The 20,497-nt window shown below is 49.5% G+C and carries 13 protein-coding genes; 10 read left to right on the top strand and 3 right to left on the bottom strand.

Features of this window, described 5'->3' with window-relative positions:
- Positions 1-4: 4 nt before the first annotated feature.
- A complete protein-coding gene (aat, locus tag L0Y31_RS03955) occupies positions 5-631 on the bottom strand; it encodes a leucyl/phenylalanyl-tRNA--protein transferase (RefSeq protein ID WP_234735836.1) in 627 nt (208 codons plus the stop codon).
- 357 nt (positions 632-988) lie between these two features.
- Here aat and L0Y31_RS03950 point away from each other — a divergent pair, with 357 nt between their 5' ends.
- The 4 genes from L0Y31_RS03950 (at position 989) to L0Y31_RS03935 (ending at position 5,981) form a co-directional block, all read left to right on the top strand.
- On the top strand, positions 989-1,705 hold the full coding sequence (locus L0Y31_RS03950; protein ID WP_234735835.1) for a GNAT family N-acetyltransferase: 717 nt from the start codon (positions 989-991) through the stop codon (positions 1,703-1,705).
- 193 nt (positions 1,706-1,898) lie between these two features.
- Positions 1,899-3,107 carry an argininosuccinate synthase gene (locus L0Y31_RS03945; protein WP_234735834.1) on the top strand — a complete coding sequence of 403 codons (1,209 nt, stop codon included), beginning with the start codon at positions 1,899-1,901 and terminating at the stop codon, positions 3,105-3,107.
- Positions 3,104-4,090, top strand: a complete 987-nt coding sequence (argC, locus tag L0Y31_RS03940) for an N-acetyl-gamma-glutamyl-phosphate reductase (protein ID WP_234735833.1) — start codon at positions 3,104-3,106, stop codon at positions 4,088-4,090. The genes L0Y31_RS03945 and argC overlap by 4 nt, the downstream gene beginning before the upstream one ends.
- Before the next feature lie 184 nt (positions 4,091-4,274).
- Complete coding sequence (locus L0Y31_RS03935) at positions 4,275-5,981, top strand: AMP-binding protein (protein WP_234735832.1); 1,707 nt, start codon at positions 4,275-4,277, stop codon at positions 5,979-5,981.
- A 76-nt stretch (positions 5,982-6,057) separates the two neighbouring features.
- Here L0Y31_RS03935 and L0Y31_RS03930 read toward each other — a convergent pair whose 3' ends face one another.
- Positions 6,058-6,477, bottom strand: a complete 420-nt coding sequence (locus tag L0Y31_RS03930; RefSeq protein ID WP_234735831.1) for a LytR/AlgR family response regulator transcription factor — start codon at positions 6,475-6,477, stop codon at positions 6,058-6,060.
- Positions 6,478-6,772: 295 nt separating this feature from the next.
- Here L0Y31_RS03930 and cysM point away from each other — a divergent pair, with 295 nt between their 5' ends.
- The 6 genes from cysM (at position 6,773) to L0Y31_RS03900 (ending at position 17,850) form a co-directional block, all read left to right on the top strand.
- A complete protein-coding gene (cysM, locus tag L0Y31_RS03925; protein ID WP_234735830.1) occupies positions 6,773-7,645 on the top strand; it encodes a cysteine synthase CysM in 873 nt (290 codons plus the stop codon).
- 119 nt (positions 7,646-7,764) lie between these two features.
- Positions 7,765-8,811: a quinone-dependent dihydroorotate dehydrogenase gene (locus tag L0Y31_RS03920; RefSeq protein ID WP_234735829.1), complete on the top strand. Its 1,047-nt coding sequence runs from the start codon at positions 7,765-7,767 to the stop codon at positions 8,809-8,811.
- Positions 8,812-8,929: 118 nt separating this feature from the next.
- A complete protein-coding gene (locus L0Y31_RS03915; RefSeq protein ID WP_234735828.1) occupies positions 8,930-11,464 on the top strand; it encodes an FtsK/SpoIIIE family DNA translocase in 2,535 nt (844 codons plus the stop codon).
- A 476-nt stretch (positions 11,465-11,940) separates the two neighbouring features.
- On the top strand, positions 11,941-15,027 hold the full coding sequence (locus tag L0Y31_RS03910) for a SusC/RagA family TonB-linked outer membrane protein (protein ID WP_234735827.1): 3,087 nt from the start codon (positions 11,941-11,943) through the stop codon (positions 15,025-15,027).
- 14 nt (positions 15,028-15,041) lie between these two features.
- Entirely contained in the window at positions 15,042-16,502 is a 1,461-nt protein-coding gene (locus L0Y31_RS03905) for a SusD/RagB family nutrient-binding outer membrane lipoprotein (protein WP_234735826.1), read from the top strand.
- Positions 16,503-16,581: 79 nt separating this feature from the next.
- The gene (locus L0Y31_RS03900; protein ID WP_234735825.1) at positions 16,582-17,850 is read left to right on the top strand and encodes a dipeptidase; all 1,269 of its coding nucleotides are present in this window, start codon (positions 16,582-16,584) and stop codon (positions 17,848-17,850) included.
- A gap of 498 nt (positions 17,851-18,348) precedes the next feature.
- On the opposite strand, the gene recG is transcribed toward L0Y31_RS03900, so the two are convergent.
- Complete coding sequence (gene recG, locus L0Y31_RS03895; RefSeq protein WP_234735824.1) at positions 18,349-20,457, bottom strand: ATP-dependent DNA helicase RecG; 2,109 nt, start codon at positions 20,455-20,457, stop codon at positions 18,349-18,351.
- Between the last annotated feature and the right edge of the window lie 40 nt (positions 20,458-20,497).

Genomic DNA, 20,497 nt, shown 5'->3' with positions numbered 1-20,497 from the left:
AAGCTTAAGCTGGATTATTCCGAAGTAGGTGCGTTGGAATATCGTTTTTAAAGCGTGCCTTTTTTTGAATAACCTGCTTCAACATTTTCATGTATTCCGCCCGGGGAATTTCAACGGCTCCGAAGCGGCGAACGTTGTCGTTAATAAATTGCGTATCAAGCAGTTCGAACCCTTGGTTACGCAGTATCTGAATTAAATAGTGAAAAGCTACCTTCGACGCATCCGGTACGTGGTAGAACATCGATTCGCCGAAAAAAGCCGCACCAAGGGATACGCCATAGAGTCCACCAACTAAACGGTTATCTATATACGCTTCTACGCTATGAGCCAACCCCAACTGGTGTAATTCGACGTAGGCTTCCACAATTTCATCTGAAATCCAGGTGCTGTCGCCGTCATAACGCGGTGAGGCACAATAGCGCATTACCTGCTCAAAATCAGTATCTATACGGACTTCAAAGGTGTTTTTGTTAAGAACGGGTCGGAGCGATTTGGCGGGCTTGTACGTGTCTAAGGGAATGATGGCGCGGGGCTCCGGGGAATACCAATAAAGCGAGTTGTCAGCATCGGCCATCGGGAAGATGCCGTTGATATAACCATAGATCAGATCGTCGGCGGACAGACGTTGCATAAAACAAAGATTGTTGAGACAAGTAAATAGTTGTTAAAGCAAAGGTATAAATGTTTTATCCAGTCTATGAACCATTCGTAAAAAAAACCGTTATACTCATTGCAGAACATCGACAATTTATCTAACATTGTCTGCTTTTTAAAACGAAGATGGGTAAGCCAAACTACATATTATCTTTCTACCACATCACACCTTTTTGTCCCAGGGCCGAAAGGTCCCGATGTTAATGGCTTGCCTATGCGGTGAGCTTCTTCCCGCAATTTCTTTTCATTAATCCCGTTTACATAAATTACCAGCTCTATCGGATTCGTCTTGCCTGTCTGGCAAACCAATTCGGAAAGAGACAGTTCTTTATTAATGACGATGAACTCAGTAGACAAAAACGATATTTATATAGTTCAGGTTGCCAATGAAGACCATCTAACACTGGCCGACACTATTTGTAAGGAGATGGAAAACAGCGCTAAAGCTCGTGGAACGGGTATTGCTAAGCGCTCTCCGCTCTATTTGATGGAAAAAATGCTGGAAGGGAAAGCCATTATTGCTAAGACAAAAATGGGCGAATGGGTTGGTTTTTGCTACATCGAAACGTGGGAGCACGGTAAGTTTGTAGCTAATTCTGGACTCATTGTTCATCCGGATCACCGCAAAAGTGGCATTGCTACCCGGATTAAGCACGAAGCGTTCAAGCTTTCCCGGAAAAAATACCCCGATGCAAAAATCATTGGCCTGACAACCAGTCTGGCTGTGATGAAAATCAACTCGGATCTGGGGTATATTCCTGTGCCGTTGACGGAACTACCCGGCGATGACGCGTTCTGGAAAGGCTGCTCAAGCTGCGTAAATTACGATATTTTAAATAGGACAAATCGCAAGCATTGTTTGTGTACAGGCATGCAGTTTGATCCCGAAGAACATAAAGGACAAAAGGAAACGAAGCCCGAAAAGTGGAATTTCCTGAAAGAGTCGCGGCTTTATGAGCGCTGGATGCGTCTGAAGAATCGGATTCTGTTGCGTTTCCAGGATCGCCAGAAAAGCAAAAAAGCCGAACGGGAGCTCGAAGCAGTTCATTAAAAATACTTGTTTTGGTAGTTTCCTGATCCCTTCTGGCGCTTATGCTGGGAGGGATTTTTATTTTTTGTTCACTTCGTCTTTGAATTAACGGTACTTTTGCAGCGCGAGAGCAGTCGGCGTTTGCCATACACCATCTTGAAATCCAATCTTTTGTCTAACCGGCCCGCTGGTGCGGGCTTATTGTCTAAGTCTGATGTCTAAAAAAGTAGTACTCGCTTTCAGCGGCGGTCTTGATACCTCGTTTTGTGTGAAGTATTTGTCGGAAGATCAAGGATACGAAGTGCATTCGGTCTTGGTTGATACCGGTGGTTTCTCGGATGCTGAACTGAAAGCAATCGAAAACAGGGCGTATTCGCTGGGAGTTAAGTCGCACGCAACAGTCTCGAAAACAGACGATTATTATGAGCAATGTCTGAAATACCTGATTTTCGGAAACGTGCTCAAAAACAATACATATCCGCTTTGCGTCAGTGCTGAGCGTATTTTCCAGGCCATTGCCGTGGCTGAATACGCCAAAAGCATTGGAGCCAACGCCATTGCGCACGGAAGCACGGGCGCTGGAAATGACCAGGTGCGGTTTGACATGGCGTTCCGGATCATTATTCCCGAAGCCGAAATTATCACGCCGATTCGCGATCTGAAACTATCCCGCGAGGCGGAAATTGATTTCCTGAAAGCCAAAGGCGTGGAGCAGGAGTGGCACAAAGCGGCTTATTCCATCAACAAAGGTTTGTGGGGTACGTCGGTGGGCGGTCGCGAAACGCTGACTTCGCACGGATTCCTGCCCGAAGAAGCCTGGCCAACGCAGGTAACCAAAACAGAACCAACGCAAATTACGCTACGGTTTGAAGGCGGTGAAATCAAAGAAGTAGCTGGCGAGTCGTTTGACAATCCGGCAAACGCCATCCAGAAACTGACTGAACTGGCGGGTCCTTACGGCATCGGCCGCGATATTCACGTAGGCGACACCATCATTGGCATCAAAGGCCGCGTTGGTTTCGAAGCCCCGGCTCCCCTGATCCTGCTGAAAGCGCACCATACGCTCGAAAAACACGTGCTGACAAAGTGGCAATTATACTGGAAAGACCAACTGGCCAACTGGTATGGTTCCATGCTGCACGAAGGCCAGTTCCTCGATCCGGTGATGCGGAATATTGAAACGTTCCTGGCCGATACGCAGGGCCACGTTAGCGGGAAAGTGCATGTGCAACTGGCTCCGTATCGCTTCCAGGTGTTGGGTATTGAATCGGATTATGATTTGATGTCGGCGAAATTTGGTAGCTACGGCGAAATGAACAATGCCTGGACGGGCGACGATGTGCGCGGCTTCTCGAAAGTTGCCTCTAATCAGGTTATGATTTACGAGCGAGTAAAAGAATCAGCGGAAGGAAAAGGCGAATGAATCAGAAACTAAACGTTGGCATCATCGGCGGCGCGGGCTACACGGGAGGCGAGTTGCTACGCATTCTCATCAACCACCCCGCCGTTGAGTTAGCCTTTGTGCATAGCAAAAGCCAGGCTGGAAAGCCGGTTTATAGCACCCATACCGATTTATTGGGCGATACCGAGCAGGTTTTTTCGGGGGAAGATACCGCTGAATTAGTGAAGAGTGACGGGTTGTCGGTAATTTTCCTGTGCTCTGGCCACGGCGAGTCCGCCAAGTTCTTAGCCGAAAATAACGTACCCGAAACCGTTAAAATCATTGACCTAAGCACCGATTTTCGGGACGAGTCGAATGGTTTTGTTTACGGGTTGCCGGAACTTCAGCGCGAGCGCATCCAGAACGCGACGAAAATTGCCAATCCGGGTTGCTTTGCCACTAGCATCGAACTAGCCCTGTTGCCCCTGGCGAAAGCGGGTTTGCTAAACCAGGATGTTCACGTGAGCGCCGTCACGGGCTCGACGGGAGCCGGGCAGGCATTGAGTCCGACGACGCATTTTTCGTGGCGGAACAACAACATGTCCATCTACAAGGCATTCACGCACCAGCACCTGAAAGAAATCCGCCAGAGTATCACCACGTTGCAGGCAGGTTTCGATCAAGCAGTGCATTTTGTTCCTTACCGGGGCGACTTCACACGCGGTATCATGGCGAATGTTTACACGACGTTCGAGGGTTCGCGCGAGGAAGCTAAGGCTTTGTATGCGGATTATTACGCATCGCATCCGTTTACGCACCTGAGCGAGGCGCCGATTGATGTAAAACAGGTGGTGAATACCAATAAAGGATTAATCCATTTGGAAAAACACGGCGATCAGCTTCTGATTACCAGCATTATCGACAATTTGACGAAGGGCGCTTCCGGTCAGGCCGTACAAAATATGAATCTCATCTTCGGCTTGCCGGAGGACATGGGGTTGCGGTTGAAGCCAGTTGCGTTCTAGATAAATACCTTTGATTCAGGGGCGAGTTAGCGTAGTGGGGTCAGGTTTGTATGCTTGGCAAAACTACTCTGGCTCGCCCCTTGTTTTTAAAGAAGCTACCACAAGAAAATAGGGGTAGAAAAGCGTTTATAAGATTGAGGTTCTGTTTTTTGTCTTATTTTTACAAAAAAACGCCATAATTTGTATGGAAACTAGATCAGCAACCAAATATCCCTGGCTGAAATACTATCCCAAAGGAGTGCCTTACGAAATCAATCCAGACGCTTATCCTTCGCTGGTAGAGCTGATGGAAGAAGGCTTCCGCAACTATGCCGACAAAGCAGCCTACGCCTGTATGGGTAAGAAATTAACCTACGGGGAAATCGACCAGCTTTCGCGTCAATTTGCGGCGTTTTTGCAAAATGACTTAAAGCTTCAGAAGGGTGATCGCCTTGTTATTCAGATGCCTAACCTGCTGCAATACCCGGTGGTGATGTTCGGCGCTTTGCGGGCCGGTCTGATCGTTGTCAATACCAATCCGCTCTATACGCCCCGCGAAATGCGGCACCAGTTCAAAGACTCGGGGGCGAAAGCCATCGTGATTCTGGCCAATTTTGCGAATAATCTGGAAAAAATCCTGCCTGAAACGGACATCCAGCATGTAATTGTCACGCAGATTGGTGATTTGCTGGGTTTCCCGAAAAAGCAGATTGTCAATGCGGTGGTGAAATACGTCAAGAAAATGGTTCCGGCCTACCAGTTGCCCAGCGCGATTTCGTTCAGCGAGGCGCTGAGCCGGGGCAGCCGGACTACGTACAAGCGTCCAACAATGACCAGCAAAGATCTGGCCTTTATTCAATACACGGGTGGCACAACCGGCGTTTCGAAAGGCGCGATGCTAACGCACCGGAACATGATTGCCAACGTAGAAGGCCAGAACGAATGGATGAAGCCCGGACTGAAGAAAAACGGTCCGTCGGAGCAGGAAATTATTGTTGCTGCTTTGCCATTATACCACGTTTATGCGTTGACTTGCAATGCATTATCGGCGCTTAAGATTGGTGCATTAAACTTGCTGATCACGAATCCCCGCGACATGAACGCCTTTATCGATGATTTGAAAAAGTACAAAATCACGATGTTTACGGGGCTAAATACGCTTTATAATGGCTTGCTGAACCATCCGAGAATCAACGAAGTCGACTTTAGTGAACTAACCATTACGTCGGCGGGCGGGATGGCGTTGCAGTCGTCGGTGACGGAGCGGTGGCAGAAAATGACGGGCAACCTTCCGGCGGAAGGCTATGGCCTATCGGAAACCTCGCCGGTTCTTTCGTCGAATGCGGTGGATGGCACGGCCCGCATCGGGACAATCGGAACGCCCTGGCCCAGCACCGAAATGAAACCGATGAAAGAGGATGGAACCGAAGCCGCCATTGGCGAACCCGGTGAACTCTGGGCGCGGGGACCGCAGGTCTTCGCTGGTTACTACAACCGCCCCGATGAAACGGCCAAGGTGATGGAAGGCGACTGGTTTAAAACCGGCGATATCGGTACGATGGACGAAGATGGTTTTTTCCGGATTGTGGATCGTAAGAAAGACATGGTGCTCGTTTCGGGTTTTAACGTTTATCCAAACGAGATCGAAGATGTGGTAGCTGCCTGTCCGGGCGTGCTGGAAGTGGCCTGCATTGGCGTACCCGATAACAAATCGACCGAAGCGGTAAAGGTATTCATTGTTAAAAAAGACGAGAGCCTGACCGAAGAAGCGATAAAAGCGTACTGCCGCGAGAACCTGACGGGTTACAAACGCCCCCGATACATTGAGTTTAGAACGGAACTGCCCAAAACGAACGTTGGTAAAATCCTCCGCCGCAGCCTGCGGGAAGAAGAGTTAGCCAAATCAAAATAGCGGAATTGTCAGGAAGCCTGGTAAATAGCCATTGATAAAAAACGGCTTTATCAGGCTTCTTTCTGTTAGGACGTTTTTATTGGGTAAGAACCAGCATGTCGGTTTTGAACTTTTCGACCTGTTGCAGAAAAAGGGCGCCTCTCCGCCGGGATACTTCGATCTCGGTTCCGTTGGTCAATTTTGCCAGTACAATTTTGTCCGTGTAAACTTCCTTTAAATAAAGCAGGTTAATAATGTTTTTTTTGTGTGGCCTAACAAAAATTTCTGGCGGTAGGCGAGTCTCCATCTTCTTTAGGGTAAGCGAGATCATCAGGTGCGTACCGTCGTTGAAATGCAGCAGGGTATAATTACCTTCTCCTTCCAGCCAGATGATGCAATGGGCCGGTACACGCTTTCTTCCACCCCAGAAAGGCAGTGTTAACTCGGGCAATGCCAGCTCTCTATCTAGTATTCGTATCTGATCTTCGGTATACGTAGGGCCGGATGATGAATACATAATAGGTTTCATTAGCAGACTTTCATAATCTGTGATGACTGGAATAGTTCAGAATGAGAATAAGCACGCATTACCGGGTAAACATATTCATCTTTGCGAAGAGATCCTAGTTAAAAATGTAATTTTTTTTTGAGGTTATTGCCTTTGTTTTAGGCATTTCTTGTCTGATTATTGGGTGAAATTTCTGGGTGAGGCATTATAACGAGTATACCCGCTTTTTAAATCGTGCAACTTGATTCGCTAAATGTATGTTTACGCAAAGAATCACTGGTCTTCACCCTGAAATACGTGTTGCATGAGTACACTGCTGGACTTCGTTGGAAATACCCCGCTCGTTGAATTAAATCGAATCAATACCAAAAAAACGGTTAAACTGCTGGCCAAGCTGGAAGGCCAAAATCCCGGCGGAAGCGTCAAGGATCGGGCAGCGTTTAGCATGATCAAAGGGGCGCTCGACCGGGGCGAACTCAAACCCGGTATGAAGCTGATCGAAGCGACCAGCGGAAACACGGGCATCGCGCTGGCCATGATTGCCCGGCTATACGATGTGGAGATTGAGCTGGTCTTGCCCCAAAATTCAACCCGGGAACGCATTGTCACGATGGAGGCTTTCGGCGCGAAAGTTATCCTCAACGAGACCATGGAAGGAGCCCGCGATTATGCAGAAGCCAAAGTGTCTGAAGGAGGTTACCTGATGCTAAACCAGTTTGCCAACCCGGACAATTACCGCTCCCACTACCGGACAACCGGCCCCGAAATCTGGCGGGATACTGATGGCCAGGTAACGCACTTTGTGTCGGCCATGGGCACAACCGGCACCATCATGGGCACGTCCCGCTTTCTGAAAGAACAGAACGAGGCCATTCAGATCATTGGCTGCCAGCCTACCGATGGATCGCAAATTCCAGGCATCAGAAAATGGCCTCAGGAATATCTACCCAAGATTTTTGAACCCCAGCGCGTTGATCAGATCATTGACGTGTCGCAGGAGGAAGCAACGCAAATGACGCGCCAACTAGCCCAAATAGAAGGCGTTTTTGCCGGTATGAGCAGTGGCGGTGCCGTTGCCGCAGCCCTGAAACTCATTGAAAGTCTGGACGAAGGCGTGGTGGTTTGCATTATCTGTGACCGGGGCGACCGCTACCTGTCGTCGGATTTATTTGGTTGATACAATTGTCTGACTGCCCTGCTTTGTCAGCACGATGGCTGACAAAGCTTCGCTAAATTATGCACACGGAATTGGTTCAATGGCTTGCGCAGTAGGGCTGATGTGCCGTACTTTGTGCTATGTATAAGCGCGTGCTCTTGCCCATCCTTTTTCGGTTCGACGCCGAGAAAATTCATCATTTTGCAACGTCTGTTCTAAAAGTTGCCTTAGCCATCCCCGGAATCCCTTATCTAACCCGCCAATTATTTACCTACGAACATCCGGCCTTGGAGCGGGAACTGTTTGGTTTGCGGTTCAAAAATCCCGTGGGTCTGGCGGCGGGCTTTGACAAAAATGCCGACTTTGTGGATGAGCTGGCCTGCCTGGGTTTTGGCTTTATCGAAATCGGGACGGTAACCCCGCGCCCGCAGGACGGCAACGACAAACCCCGGCTGTTTCGCCTGAAAGCCGACCGCGGTTTAATCAACCGGATGGGCTTCAACAACGAGGGAGCCAGCGCGGCAGCGATGCGCCTGAAAAAACGCCAGACCAAAAAGACCGCTGGATCAGTTATTATTGGGGGAAATATTGGTAAAAATAAAACCACGCCCAACGAAAATGCCCTCGACGACTACCTGGCCTGCTTTCATGAACTATACGAGGTAGTTGATTATTTTGTTGTCAATGTCAGCTCACCCAATACGCCGGGACTGCGGGCGTTACAGGAAAAAGAACCCCTGATGGCGTTGTTGCAGGAGCTGGAGCGCGTCAACAAACAAAAGACCATCCCTAAACCAATTCTTCTGAAGATTGCTCCGGATTTGACCGATAGCCAACTCGACGACATCATCGATATTGTTCGGGTGACGGGCATTGCAGGCGTGATTGCTACCAACACAACCATTAGCAGAGACGGTTTGCAAACGGACGCAAAAGCCGTGGAGGCAATGGGTGCGGGCGGCGTTAGCGGACAACCTGTTCGGGAGCGCTCCACGGACGTAATCCGGTATCTCTGCGAGCAGTCAGGGCGGGCGTTTCCCGTGATTGGGGTTGGGGGTATTAACTCGCCGGAGGATGCGCAGGAAAAATTAGCCGCTGGGGCAAGCCTGGTTCAGCTATATACTGGATTTATTTATGAAGGACCGGCGCTGGCAAGCCGAATTTGCAAAAGATTAATCGAACGGTAAGGTAGGCCACGTATTTATTCAACCAATAATTAGTAACTTTCTCATTGGTTAAGTAACCGAATCGTGATGATTTTCAATTTAAGGCCATCGTAGCGTACTGTTTTCGATATTAATAAACATGGCACAACCCATTACCCGACAAAACACGATCCGGAAAGAACGCGGCAAGGCCACAGAAACACCCGGACGAACCCTGAATTTTGAAGCGTGGCGTACAGACCGGCGAGCACAATTGTCGTTAGGGGGCTTCCTGTTTTTGCTGTCCCTGGGCTTACTGGCTGCTTTTGGGTCTTACCTGCTAACCGGCACGGCAGACCAAAGTACGTTAGATGCCGCCTCTACAACGGCTTTGCGGGAAACCGGAGAAGACACGCGAAACTGGTTGGGTATCTTGGGCGTATTTATCGCGCATGTATTTATTTTCCGCTGGTTTGGTGTAGCAGCTTTAGGCATTCCGCTCATTCTCTTTCTGGCTTCCTGGCGTCTGATCTTCGGGCGTGACTTAGTGCCGTTAGGGCGCGTAACCAAGGAAATTCTGTTTTACATGGCCTGGTTCAGTATGCTGGCCGGTTATGTGGTGCTTTTGAAAGACGAGGTGCAACAAGGCAGCGTCTGGTGCGGCGGAATTGGGTACGAAATAAACGTGCTCTTACACGCGCTCATTGGTTGGGGCGGTATTGCTATTATCCTGTTTGCCCTATTTTTATTTGTTATCTTCTTTTACGGAATAACCTCAATATCAGTTCCTTCGCTGCCGTCCATGCCCCGCAGAACGCCAACCGAAAAAGAACAGCATACCGACGAGCCAACTGGGGAAGAAGAAGAGTATGAGGAAGATGATTTAGAGGATTTTATCGATGTTCCTAAAGCGAGGCCCGCTACCAATGGAGCCGTAAAGCCCAACCCCGTTCCGGTGCCGCCGCCCGTGGAAGCTTCCATACCGGAGGAAGTAGTAGAGGAAGAGTTGCCAAAACCAGTAGAGAAAACACCGGTCTTGAATGGCTCTTCGAACGGAAAGCTCACGCTAACCATCGAAGATACGTCAGTCAGACCTATCGAAGAGGCTGCGCCTGCGGCTCCAGTGCCCGAAGCCTACGCTGGCCCGACGGATGAAGTTAACGAGGACCTCCTGAAGACAAACGGTCTGTATGACCCGACCCTTGAGCTGCCTAGATACCTTTTCCCAACGGTTGACTTGCTGGCCGATTATCCCGAAAATCAGCAGACCAAAGTAACCAACGAAGAACTGGAAGCCAACAAGGACCGGATCGTGGAGACGCTCCAGAACTACGGCATCACCATCGACAACATCAAAGCGACCATTGGGCCAACCGTTACGCTTTACGAAATTGTTCCGGCTGCCGGGGTGCGGATTTCCAAAATTAAAAGCCTGGAAGACGATATTGCCCTGAATCTGGCCGCTTTAGGCATCCGGATCATTGCACCCATGCCTGGGAAAGGCACTATTGGGATTGAAGTGCCGAACAAAAACCGGGAAATGGTGTCGATGCGCTCGATGATTACGAGCGAGAAGTTTGCCAAGAGTTCGTTTGAGCTGCCGGTGGTCATGGGTAAAACCATCTCCAATGAAATTTTAGTGGCGGATCTGGCCAAGATGCCGCACTTGCTCATGGCGGGGGCTACCGGACAGGGTAAGTCGGTGGGATTGAATGTGTTGCTGACTTCACTGGTTTATAAAAAGCACCCATCCCAACTCAAGCTAGTACTCGTTGACCCGAAAAAGGTGGAATTAACGCTCTATAATAAGCTGGAGCGTCACTTCCTGGCGAAGCTCCCTGATTCGGACGAAGCGATCATTACGGATACCAAGAAGGTAGTTAACACGCTCAATTCGCTTTGTATTGAGATGGATAACCGCTACAACCTGCTAAAAGACGCGGGTTGCCGGAACCTGAAAGAATACAACGCTAAGTTTGTTCAGCGGCGACTGAGTCCTGAGAAAGGCCACCGTTTTCTGCCGTATATCGTACTGGTAATTGACGAGTTAGCCGACTTGATGATGACCGCCGGGAAGGAAGTGGAACAGCCAATTGCGCGGTTGGCCCAGTTGGCCCGGGCGATTGGAATTCACCTGGTGGTGGCTACGCAGCGGCCTTCGGTGAACGTCATTACTGGTTTGATCAAGGCCAATTTCCCGGCGCGGCTTTCGTTTAAGGTAACGTCTAAAATTGACTCACGGACCATTCTCGACGCGGGGGGAGCCGAGCAATTGGTAGGCATGGGCGATATGCTTTTCTCGTCCAATTCCGACATCATCCGCTTGCAGTGTCCGTTTGTGGATACGGGCGAAATCGAGGAAATCTGTGATTTTGTTGCGAATCAGCGGGGCTATGATGCGGCTTATGGGCTACCCGAATTTGAAGGCGACGAGAGTGGGCAGAGTGAGGAGAAAGACGTTGATTTGTCAAATCGGGACCCAATGTTTGACGAAGCGGCCCGGCTCGTAGTAATTCACCAACAGGGAAGCACCTCGCTCATTCAGCGCCGGTTGAAACTAGGCTACAACCGAGCCGGGCGTTTGATTGACCAGTTGGAAGCGGCCGGTATTGTAGGTCCATTTGAGGGCAGCAAAGCCCGTGAGGTACTGATTCAGGACCCGCAAGCATTAGAAGATCGCCTAAAAGCGATATAGTTAAAATACCTTACAAAACGGAGACCGGGCATGGAGTATATCCATGTCCGGTCTTTTTGCTTTTATGCATGAGTAGATGAGATGTTCAAAATAGCTATTAGCTGCTATGGTAGAAAAATTATAAAAAAATAGTCTTTAATAATTGTATAGACAGTATAATTAAATTTTATTTTATAAAGACATAAATGAACAAAATATAATTCGATGAAAATAAGGTGAGGTAAATTTTTATATGGATATAATGAATATATAGGTTATAGAAATTCTAATATAAGCTTATGTTTAAAACAGAGTAATAAATGATAAAAAATGATCAATGAAGGGATATATAACTTATTTAACAACTAATATTCTGAAAAAAGAAAGAATTAACAATTAATTAGCTTTTAATTTACACTAACAATTTTTTGTGTTAAATAGCACTGATTATTTAAAAAGTTATAAATAGATCGCTGGCTTTCTTAACACTAAAATCAATGAGGAATATCTTTACAGTAAGTTGTTTGCTGCTTGCTATGCTGTTTAGTGTAGCCAGTTCTGCACAAGATCGTCTGCTGAAAGGGCGCATTACCTCCCAATCAGACGGAGGGGGTTTGCCCGGCGCTAATGTTGTCATTAAAGGCACCGATCGAGGAAGTACAACCAATTCTAATGGTGAGTTTTCGTTGAATGCGCCCGCCAACGCCACGCTTGTGGTGTCCTTTATCGGACACTTACCCAAAGAAATTGCCGTGGGTGACAAAACCACCTTCGATATCAAACTGGAAGAGGATGCTGCGATTCTGGGAGAAGTCGTCGTAACGGCACTAGGAATCACGCGGGAAAAGAAAGCCCTTGGTTATTCAGTGCAGGAAGTGGGGGGAAAGCAGTTGACCCAAGCGCGCGAGACCAACCTCGTCAACGCCTTGTCGGGGCGGATTGCCGGGGTTCAGGTAACGAACTCCAACGGGGCACCTGGAGCGTCTTCGCGGATGCTGATTCGGGGGGCCAGTTCCATTGGGAGTAACAACCAACCTCTTTTCGTGGTAGACGGTGTGCCCATCGACAACGGCAACTATGGTTCGGGTACAGGCGTAGACTACGGAAACGGGGCCGCTTCGCTGAATCCAGATGATATTGAGTCGGTGAGCGTCCTGAAAGGCCCCAGCGCAGCGGCCCTCTATGGCTCGCGGGGTGCCAACGGCGTAGTTTTGATTACGCTGAAAAGTGGGAAAGGCTCGAAAGGGATTGGCGTATCCGTCAATTCAAATACCACGTTTGAGAAACCTTTCCGGCTGCCCGAATGGCAAAACGAATACGGTCAGGGCGGCAAAGGCCTGTTCTCGTACGTCGATGGCCGGGGTGCCGGTGTGAATGATGGCGTCGATGAAAGCTGGGGGCCTAAATTAGATGGTCGCCTGCTGCCACAATTTGATTCGCCTGTAGTGGATGGCGTTCGTCAGGCAACGCCCTGGGTAGCTCATCCTGATAACGTCAATCAGTTCTTCGAAACTGGAAAAACGCTGACCAACAACATTTCGGTGACGGGCGCCAGCGACAAAGGGGACTTCCGTCTTTCGTTTACGGATCTGAATCAAACGGGTATCTTACCGAATACTGACTACAAACGCCGGACCATTTCCCTGAACGCGGGATGGAACCTGACCAAGAAGCTGAGCATTCGGGCAACGGGGAATTACGTAAAAGACGGGAGCGACAACCGCACCAACTGGGGCTTGTATTTCATCTGGTTCGGTCGGCAGGTGGACATGGAGCAGCTGAAAAATTACCGGGCTCCCGGCAGCATCTACCAAAACAACTGGAACCACAACTACTGGACAAATCCTTACTATCAGTTGAACGAAAGCGCGCGGGAAAACGAGCGGGATCGCTTGTTTGGAAACCTCGCCGTGACGTACAAGTTTACGGATTGGCTGACGCTGACGGCTCGTTCAGGCACGGATTTCTACGAAGATCGGCGCAAAACAAAGAATGCCGCCCGGACGTCTAACCTCTTCGACAGCTACAACGAAGAGCAGATTTACGTTCAGGAATCCAACTCCGATTTCCTGCTAAACGGAACCAAAAAGTTCGGTGAATTCGATATTACGGCCAATGTTGGTGGCAACCACCGCCGTAACTTCTACCAGCGTAACTACATGAGTGCGGCCGAATTAGCCATCCCCCGCGTGTGGAACATGGGTAACTCGCGGCTTCGTCCGGTAACCGAAAACTCGTACAACGAACGGGTGATCAATAGCCTTTATGCGTCGGCTAACATTGGTTTTCGCAACTACCTCTTCGTGGATCTGACGGCCCGGAATGACTGGTCAAGTACTTTACCGGCCGACAACCGCTCTTACTTCTACCCATCGGCTGCCGTTAGCGCCATCCTGACCGATATCTTCAATGTCAACTCGTCGGTGCTTTCGCTAGCCAAAATCCGGGGTGGTATTGCGCGGGTAGGGAACGATACCGATCCTTACAACCTGATGCAAACTTACGCCTATGCCAACGCCTGGGGAAGCACCCCTTCGCTGGCCGAAAGCAACGCCATGCTGAACGCCGCGCTAAAACCAGAGTTAACCAACTCGTATGAAATTGGCGCAGAAATCAAGCTGTGGCGTAATCGGGTTGGGCTGGACATAACCTATTATGACAAACAGTCTTTCAACCAGATTCTGAAGGTTGACATCTCGAACGCAACCGGTTTCTCTTCAAAACTGCTCAACGCGGGACGGCTGCAAAACCGGGGCGTTGAAATCCAGTTGACAGGCTCGCCCATTAAAACAAACGCATTTCAGTGGGATATCTCGCTAAACTGGGCGCAGAACCGTAATAAAGTTATTGAACTGGCCGAGGGCTTGACGACTTATACGCTGGGAACGGTTCGGGGTATGGGTATCGAAGCGCGGGTTGGCCAGCCTTACGGAACGTTCTTCGGCCAGGGCTTCCTGCGCGATCCGTCGGGTAACATCGTATACGACAACAGCGGCTATCCGCAAGTTGATCCGGTACGCCGTGTCTTGGGGAACTTCACACCGAAGTGGATTGGTGGCCTTCAGAACACGTTTACCTACAAAAACTTTACGCTCAGCACCCTGATCGACATGAAACAAGGGGGCGATATTTTCTCGCAAACCATCAACATTGGTCGGTATACGGGTGTCTTGAAAGAAACCACGTTTGGTCGCGAAGAAGGCATTGTGGGCGAAGGCGTCGTGAACACCGGAACGGCTGACAATCCGAATTATGTGCCTAATACCAAACGAATTACGTCGGAAGAATGGCACCACAAATACTACCTGCTGACGAACAACGAAGGAACGATCTTCGACGGTAGCTATGTCAAACTGCGCGAAGTACGCTTCTCGTACATGTTGCCGGGCAAAGTGTTCAAAAGACTACCGTTCCGGGACATCATGATCTCGGCAGTTGGCCGGAACCTGGCGTTGCTGCACAGCAACATTCCGCACATTGATCCAGAAACCAGCTTTTATAACGACGGTAACCTGCAAGGTATCGAAAACGGACAGATTCCGACCACCCGTTCAGTTGGCTTCAACATCAGCTTCAATTTGTAAAACTAGTTTGACGCATGAAACGCATTTTCTATTCTTTCCGATATAAAGCCGCGATGGCAGCCCTGCTGTTAGGGATGTCTGCCTGCACAGGTGAATTTGATGAACTCAATACCAACCCAAATAACCCGACAACGGCTGGCGCTGATTTGTTCATGCCGCACGGTATTCAGAGCGCCGTTGATGTGTACTGGGGAGGATCGATTGGGCAGGACATTGGCAACCTGATTCCGCAGCATTGGGCCCGGATTCAGTATACCGACGTTGATCAGTACACGACGTCCAACGATGTAGTAAATACGGGCTGGAGCAATTTTTACATCGAGGCGATAGCTGATTATCAGCGCATTTATAAAATTGGAGCCGAAACAGGCAACCCGAATTACCAGGCTGTAGCCATCATTTTACGGTCGTGGGTATTTTCTCTGCTGACGGATATTTATGGCGATATTCCCTACTCGGATGCCGTAAAGGGGCTGGAAGGAACGCTTCAACCCAAATACGACGCGCAGAAAGATGTCTATGCCGGAATTATTGCTGAGTTGAAAACCGCCAACGACATGATTAACGTGACGGATAAAAGCAAAGCCATTGCCGGAGATATTCTGCTGAGCGGCGATCTGACGAAATGGAAAAAGTTTGCCAACACGCTTAGCCTGCGTATTCTGAACCGGATGCTGGGCAAAGCCGATGCGCCTATTGATGTAAAAACAGAAATTGAGCGCATTCTGAAAGATCCGGCGAAATACCCGGTGCTGGCGGCTAACGCTGACAATGTGCAGCTCAATTACCTGGCGGCGGCTCCCAACAACAATCCCATTAACGAAAATCGCAAAACACGGGATGACCACCGCGTAAGCGCGACGCTGGTGAATAAGCTAAAGGCCATGAATGACACGCGCCTGACGGTTTACGCCAATGCACCGGCCGATGGGGGCGATTACAAAGGCGTTCCAAACGGCCTGGCCGCTTCGGACGCCAACGCATTGGGACTGTCAAAAACCTCAAAAGTTGGTAATCTCTTCGTGGCGGCAACGGCTCCCGGCGTCATCATTACGTACGCGGAATTGCTGCTCATCAAAGCGGAATTTGCCTATAAAGGCATTGCGTCAGCGGGCGATGTAGCGGCTAATTATACCGATGCCATCAAAGCGTCGCACAGCCAGTACGGCCTGACCGTAGCGCCCGCCTACCTAACGGCCAACGCCCTGAAAACCGGGGCAGAAGGCTATACGCAGATTATGGAGCAAAAGTGGATCGCTTTATATGGTCAAGGCGTGGAAGCGTGGACCGAGTACCGTCGCACGGGGATTCCGGTGCTGTCGCCGCCCGCGCTTAACACCAACGGCGGGGTAATCCCAACCCGGCTGCCTTATCCCGGCTCCGAAGAATCGTTGAACAACGTAAACTTCAAAGAGGCGCTGAAGCGGCAGGGAGGCCAGAACGACAAAAAAATGAAACTGTGGTTCGCTAAATAATCAACAAACTAATAAATCAGTGGGGTACGTGTTAACGCGTACCCTTTTTATCATTTTTCGAATACCTTAAAAAATACCGATGAAAAACTGGCTATACCCAACACTTTGTGCCTGTCTGGCAACGGGCTTCCTTCCGGCTGCGGCCCAGGATGAGGCGCTGCTCAAAAAAGCGCACAAAATCCACGAAAAGGCATTTACGGTGGATACCCACGCCGACACGCCCATGCTGCTGTCTCGGGGAGGATTTGATGTTACCAAAGAGAACGATCCACGCACTACCAACAGCAAGGTTGATTATCCGCGCATGAGAAAAGGCGGTCTGGATGCGATTTTCTGGGCGGTTTATCTGGGACAGGGACCACGGACGCCCGAGGGCCACGAAACAGCAAAGCAGAAGGCACTGAGCATCTTTGAGGCAGTAAATACAACGCTGAAAAACACGGCTTCGGAAGCAGAGTTGGCGACCACGCCGGAAGAGGCCTACCGGATTGGCAAAACGGGCAAGCGGGTGATTTTCATCGGCGTTGAAAACGGTTATCCGATGGGCCACGACATTTCGATGCTGAAGAAATTTTACGACATGGGTTCGCGCTACATGACGCTTTGCCATTCGAGCAACAACGATATTTGCGATTCATCAACCGACCCGAAAGGAGCCGAATACCAGGGTTTGAGTCCATTGGGTGAGCAGGTGGTGACAGAAATGAACCGGCTAGGCATGATGATTGACGTGTCGCACGTGTCGGATTCTACATTTTACGACGTGGTTCGGCTGTCGAAAGTGCCCATTATTGCCTCCCATTCGGGCGCGAAAGCCATTTGCGACCATCCCCGAAACCTGACCGACGACATGCTGAAGGCATTGGCAAAGAACGGTGGCGTAGTGCAACTAAACCTGTTGAGCGATTACGTTAAAACCATTCCGCCCAGCCCGGAGCGCGAAGCCGCGATGAAAACCATGCTGGAAAAATGGGGCGTAAAAGACCGCCGCGCCTTGATGGGAGCCATGAGCAAATTGTCGGAAGAGGATCAGAAAAAAGCGCGGGCCGAATTTATGGAGTTAAATCAAAAATACCCGATTCAACTGGCCACCGTAAAAGATGCCGTCGATCACATTGATCACATCGTCAAACTAATCGGAATCGATCACGTAGGCATGGGAGCGGACTTCGACGGTGGTGGTGCCCTGGCTGACTGTTTTGATGTGAGTCAGTATGAGAATTTTACGGTTGAATTTCTGCGTCGGGGTTACTCGAAAAAAGACATTGAAAAAATCTGGAGCGGCAACTTTTTCCGGGTTATGAAAGCAGTGGAAAAAGGCAAGGCAATGGAAGTTGCCAGTAAATAACCGGCAAAGTCATGGCTTGAAACCTGCTTGAAAATAGCGTGTTAGCTATCTTTCAGGTAACCGTTTTTAGGCAGGTTTCAGGTCTTTTTTGAATATGTTGTAAAAACACAACCCGAATAAGTAACCGATGACTAGGTAGGCGATAGCAGAGGTATAAACTTGTGATTTTTCTAGTTCAAGGGAAAATATAATGGCGTGCAGAACATACGCTAGAAATGCGATAATACTGCCTAAAAGGATGAACGCCATTTTCTTGTTTGGCAACAGAAATGAAAATACAATGAATACTTTAATGGCGACTAAGTACATCCAACCTACATGAAAGATGAATGCGAAAACATAAAATAGAGTGTTCCATATAAGTGTACCCAGAGAGGTGACGTGATTAATCTGAGGTATCACTCGAACACCGCAGTCAAGGAGAATCACCAAAAGTATAGTGCCGAATAGTTTGGCCAGCTTTCTCATGTTTTCTGCTTGAAACGATAACCCTTGTCGTTAGCTAATCCGCGACCAGTTTGTTTCGCCCTGCCGCTGCGATTCGATTTGGGTCAGAATAGGAGCGTGTTGTGGTAAAATCAGGTGCGGATCTTCGTCTAAAACGGCCTGTGCCGATTCGCGGGCGGCGGTCAGAATGGCGCCATCTTTGGCCAGATCGGCCAACTGAAGATCGGCAATACCACTTTGTTGCGTGCCCGACAGGTCGCCGGGGCCGCGCAATTGCAAATCTACGTCCGCAATTTCGAAGCCGTTGTTGGTCTTCACCATCGTTTCAATCCGGGTGCGGGTTTCTTTGCTCAGTTTGTAACCGGTCATCAAGATACAGTAAGACTGATCGGCACCCCGGCCAACGCGTCCGCGCAACTGGTGCAACTGAGCCAGTCCAAAGCGTTCGGCACTTTCCACCACCATAACGCTCGCGTTCGGCACGTTTACACCGACTTCAATTACCGTAGTTGCCACCATGATCTGCGTTTCGCCCCGCTGAAACCGCATCATTTCATCGTCTTTCTCGTAGGCGAGCATCTTCCCGTGCAGGATGCTAATCTGGTATTTTGGTTTTTCAAAAGCCCGGGAAATGCTCTCGTAACCGTCCATCAGGTCTTTGAAATCCAGCTTTTCCGATTCCTCAATCAGCGGGTAAACAACGTACACCTGTCGGCCTAACTCGATCTGTTGCCGCATAAATCCGAACACTTCCGAGCGGTGGGTGTCGTAGCGGTGAACCGTTTTGATGGGCTTACGTCCCGCCGGCAGTTCGTCGATAACGGATAAATCGAGGTTACCGTACAGTGTCATGGCCAGCGTGCGCGGAATGGGCGTGGCGGTCATAACGAGGATGTGCGGCGGAATTTCCGTGTTTTTGGCCCACATCTTGGCCCGTTGCGCCACGCCGAAGCGGTGTTGTTCATCGATGATGCACAGGCCCAAATTTTTAAACTGTACTACGTCTTCGAGCAACGCGTGTGTACCAACGATGATGTTCATCTTGCCGTTTTGCAATTCCTCGTGGATGACGCGGCGGCGTTTGGTGTTGGTCGAACCCGTAAGAATGCCGATGTGCAAACCCATCGCATCGACAAAAACTTTCAAGCCTTCGTAATGCTGATCGGCCAGGATTTCGGTTGGGGCCATGATGCAAGCCTGGGCACCGTTGTTGATAGCCATGAGCATGGTAATGAAAGCAACGATGGTTTTACCGCTACCCACATCGCCCTGCAACAGGCGGTTCATGTGCTTGCCGCTGATCAGGTCGGCATAAATTTCTTTAATAACCTTCTTTTGCGCATTGGTCAGGTCAAAAGGCAGGTGATCCTTATAAAACTGATTTAGGATGGTCGTATCGCGAAAAATCTGTCCGGGGTATTCAGTTTTATGAATGAGTTTGTTTTTAATCAGACGCAACTGGTTGAAAAACAGCTCCTCAAATTTCAGCCGACGAAGCGCCTGGTTCAGCCAGGCCTGATTGTAAGGCAAATGAATATGCTCCATTGCCTCTGCTTTCGGGAGCAAACGGAATTTATGGAGCAGGCTTTCGGGCAGGGTCTCGTGAATGTGAGGCTTGGCTATATCGAGAAGCTGGCGCATTAGTTTAGCAATGGCCTTGCTCTCAAAATGCGTGCGCCGCATCTTCTCCGTCAGGTTATAAACCGGCTGAAAAGCACCGTCCTGCTCGGTATCCGGTGAAGGCATTTCCAACTCCGGGTGCGTGATGCTGTACGTGCTACCGAAGTAAAGCGGTTTTCCGTAAGCAATGTATTCGCCGCCCGCGCGGAGAGACTTTTCGTAATAACTAATGCCGTGAAACCAAACGAGGTCCATGGTGCCGGTATGGTCGGTGAAAGAGGCAACAAGGCGTCTTTTTGAGCCCTCGCCCATGATGCTCCAGTCGCGAATGCGGCCCCTTACCTGCGCACCGGGCAGCAGGTCCGATAATTCGGCAATGGTATGAAATTTAGTACGGTCTTCATAACGAAATGGGTAATACTGAATCAGGTCACCAAAGGTGAAGATATTCAGCTCTTTGTTCAACGTGGCCGCTCGCTGGGGGCCAACGCCCTTGAGAAATTCAATTTTGGTATCGAAAAACGTGGCACGGTCAGTCATACCGAATGCAATAGTGAGTAAATCAAAGCTACAAAAAATT

It is taken from the genome of Tellurirhabdus bombi (genome assembly GCF_021484805.1).
GTDB lineage: Bacteria > Bacteroidota > Bacteroidia > Cytophagales > Spirosomataceae > Tellurirhabdus > Tellurirhabdus bombi.
The sequence above is the reverse complement of the archived record's forward strand: the minus strand, read 5'-3'. Positions and strand labels throughout refer to the sequence as shown.